This is a genomic window from Acinetobacter sp. Q186-3 (genome assembly GCF_013420655.1).
GTDB classification, from domain to species: Bacteria; Pseudomonadota; Gammaproteobacteria; order Pseudomonadales; family Moraxellaceae; genus Acinetobacter; species Acinetobacter indicus.
This window is the reverse complement of record NZ_VOXS01000040.1, coordinates 1-3764: the sequence shown is the minus strand read 5'-3', so window position 1 is coordinate 3764 and position 3764 is coordinate 1. Positions and strand designations below refer to the sequence as shown.

At 37.2% G+C, this 3764-nt stretch carries 3 protein-coding genes; 1 reads left to right on the top strand and 2 read right to left on the bottom strand.

Going from position 1 to position 3764, the window contains the following annotated elements:
* The first annotated feature begins 108 nt into the window (after positions 1 to 108).
* On the top strand, positions 109 to 720 hold the full coding sequence (locus tag FTT64_RS14210; RefSeq protein ID WP_015060246.1) for a recombinase family protein: 612 nt from the start codon (positions 109 to 111) through the stop codon (positions 718 to 720).
* A 189-nt stretch (positions 721 to 909) separates the two neighbouring features.
* Here FTT64_RS14210 and FTT64_RS14205 read toward each other — a convergent pair whose 3' ends face one another.
* Complete coding sequence (locus FTT64_RS14205; RefSeq protein WP_000155092.1) at positions 910 to 1794, bottom strand: Mph(E) family macrolide 2'-phosphotransferase; 885 nt, start codon at positions 1792 to 1794, stop codon at positions 910 to 912.
* A 55-nt stretch (positions 1795 to 1849) separates the two neighbouring features.
* Entirely contained in the window at positions 1850 to 3325 is a 1476-nt protein-coding gene (gene msr(E) / locus FTT64_RS14200; RefSeq protein WP_000052512.1) for an ABC-F type ribosomal protection protein Msr(E), read from the bottom strand.
* Positions 3326 to 3764 lie beyond the last annotated feature (439 nt).

Below are 3764 nucleotides of genomic sequence, written 5' to 3'. Positions count from 1 at the left end.
GACTATACCTGAATGATAGCGAGCCAAATCGCATACAATATCTATCATTAGACTTAATGCAATAATTAAATGATAGTATTATCATTAATCTAATAGAATTAAGATTAAATGATAGAAATGAATACACGTATTTATCTACGAGCTTCAACTAAAGATCAAGATGCAGAAAGGGCTTTGCAGATTCTTCAGGATCTAAACCAAAACTTGAATTTGGGTGAAACCATTGTGTACGTGGAAAACTATAGTGGTACGAAGTTAGACCGACCTGAATTGAATAAGCTACTGTCAGAAGCAAATCAAGGTGACACATTGTTAGTTGAAAGTATTGACCGCTTATCACGCCTAACCCAACGAGATTTTCAAGAGCTGAAGCGCAGGATCCAGGAGAAGGGACTTCGTTTAGTCGTAGCAGATCTTCCTACTACCTACCAAATGATTCAAACCAGTGACAGCATTACTCATTCAATCTTGGAACTCATCAACAATATGTTGATTGATCTTCTGGCAACAATGGCCCGCCTAGACAATGAGAAACGTATAGAACGTATTAAGCAGGGCCTGGCACGTTCGGGTTACAAACCAACAGGCAAGAAGGCAAATGAGGCTAAACATAAACGAATAAAAGAATTGCTAGTAGTTGGCAATATGACTAAGGAAGAAATTGCCAAAGCAGTGAATTGTGGAGTTGCAACTGTCTATCGAGTTGCTAAAGTTATCTAAAAGAGGCTTATCTCAACGCGCCCCCAATGGGGCACCGCTGCATTCAGGTTACTTCACATAAGAAATTTTATGTTAAATGATTGTTAGAAATGCCCCTTGATCGAGGCATTTTCTATAAAGAATACTAAAAACTAATTAAAGCCAACCAAGTTTCAAAACAAGGCAGTTCTCAGCAATCATATTTTTAAATTATATAACTCCCAACTGAGCTTTTGCTCCAACGATAAGGCTTTCATTTTGAGTTTCTAAGGCAAATAAACCATACATCAAAGGAGAGGCCGCTGCTCTTTCTAAAGTCTGTTCATATAGTTTATTCCAAACTTTACCCCCTAGTTTTTCATACTCGATGATTAGAGTTTTGAGGCTTTCTTCTCCAAACAAAGTTACATGCCCAGCAAAATCAATCGCTGGGTCATCTATATGGGCTGTTGACCAATCAATAACGCCTGAAACAGCTCCATCCTTTGAAGCTAGTACATGCCCAGCATATAAATCGCCATGTATAAATTGGGTGAAATCTGCCCATAGAACATCATTATCCAACCATTTTCTGTAGCGGGTTTCCAATTGCTCACTTATACCAATTTCAGATTTTACTAACTGCAAATTGTTTGCTATTTCAGGTCTTAAATCTGAAGGTTTCATAATTTTCAAATCATTTTCCCGAACTTCTTTTTCAGGAATACTATGGATTTCAAATAAGGTTTTTGCCAAAGATGTTATGTATTTCGGGCTATCTTTGTCCATATTCCAAATTATTTCATAGGTTTCAGCATCCAAATTTAAAACAGGATTATCTTTAAGTATGGGATAAGCCACTAATTCTGTAGATGAAATTCTCCAATCAGGAACCTCTACAGAAAGATGTTTTTTTACCAATTCTAAAATGCGTTTTTCTTTCTTGATTTGTTCCCTCATGCCATCACGACGAGGAATACGCAGCAACCATTGTTGCCCCTTTGTATCAAGAGCAAAAACGACCTTAAAATCAATGCCCATTTCATTGAAATTCATTTTGTCCGTAAGCAACAAGCCGTGTGCTTCAGCAAGTGATTGAATATCTTGAATTGTCATTTTTAATTTCCTTTAAAGAGTTCAATAATTAATGTTCGGATTAGATTGGCTATCATTAACAATCTCTCTCAAAAGTCTTGATGATTTTGTGGTCTTTGATCTCGTAGATAATGTCAGCAATATTATCGACCAATTGCTTGTCATGAGATACGAAGATAATAGTTCCTGCATAGGACTTCATCATTGTTTCTAATGCGGCAATACTTTTTAGGTCAAGATAGTTTCCTGGTTCATCCATAAGCAAAATATTATATTTTCCTAAAAGCATTTTGGATAAAAGCAGTTTGATGATTTCACCTCCCGATAAGTCGGATAAGTTTTTTTGAATATCATTCGCTCCGATCCCCATTGAAGCCAATACTGCACGAATTTCCGCAACTGTGTACTCGCACTCTTCCTGCATAAAGGAGAGCACAGATTTATGCGTGTTAAATTTATATCCTGTTTGTGTAAAGTAGCCAATTTCAGCTTTTGGAGATATGGTTAATCCATCAGCACGTTCTGATATCATTTTTAACAAGGACGTTTTCCCTGTTCCATTCGATCCAGTTATAGCGACTTTAGCGCCAAGCGGTATTATAAAGTTAGCGTCATCAAAGATAGTACGGCTACCAAATTTTAAGCTCAGACCATCTGCCGTAATCGGGAACTTATTGTGCAGTTCTAGGGCTGAACTTTGACGAAAACGAATAGAACGCAAATGCTCTGGTGCTTGAATATCTTCTAATGCAGCCAAACGCTTTTCCATACTCTTAGCTGCCTGATACAGTTTTCTTTGCTTGGTGCCAGTCATTTTTGCATGCCCAAGTCGTCCAGCACTTTCGGTAGAGTTTTTGGATTTTTCTCCTTTTTTCTTATTGTCTAATCGATTAGCTTGCTGGCGTTTTTCTTGCACAGCAGATTCTAATCGCTCCCGTTCCTTCATCATCAGCTCATATTCTACGGCTTGGTGTTGTCGCTCTTCTTCTTTTTGACGCAAGTAATCCGAGTAACCACCCCAATATTCCGTAATTTTACCGTCTTTTAACTCCCATATCTTGTCTACAACCATATCAAGAAAATATCGGTCATGACTGATAACAAGTAATGCTCCATCAAATGCTTTAAGTTGACCAATAAGTAGATCTATTCCATTGAGATCAAGGTGGCTGGTTGGTTCATCCGCTAGAATGCCATGTACTTGTTGGGAAAATGCGGCAGCAATTTTTGCACGAGTTTCCTCTCCGCCACTCATTGTGTCGTTTTGTACATTGGAAACACCAAGGCGAGATAACATTGCCCGGTCTTCGACCGTTTCTATTTCGATTCCGCCCAGTTGGCTGATATGTGCAAAATCACCAAAACGCTGTAATGTCGCTTCGGCTAAAACAATTTCGCCATTAAGTACTTTGAGTAAACTACTCTTTCCTGCTCCGTTATCACCCACAAGACCAATACGGTCATAAGAGTGAATTTCCAATTCATCAATATCCAAAACATCACGCCCAGCATAATCCAAGCGTATGTTTCTCGCTTTAATAATTAAACTCATTTTTATTTACTCCTGTTTAGCTCTTGAAATTTTTTATGCAGCAAACAGGATTTAGGTGAAAACAAAAGCTAGCATCACAGTGTCCTCCCAAAAAAAAAGCTATTCATCCACAGGGTGGACAAATAGCTAGTCAATTAAGTTATAACTGGAAACTATGCACTAAAAGCATACTTATAAATTAAGCATACTTTTACTTTATATATCCGCATATATTCTTAAAGACACAACAAAAGCCCACCATTATAAAATAGTGTCACTATGCAAATAGTTGTGTCTTAACGAATGCGGATAGAATGCATAAACTTACCTAAAAAATAAAATTCAGTTTTATGATAACTTTACTGTTAAAAGAAGTCTAGACAACCTTGTTTTATGCTTGGATATAAGGCTTATTTTAAAATAATAGTAGTGAAGATTTTCTAAAATTAACATAATACAC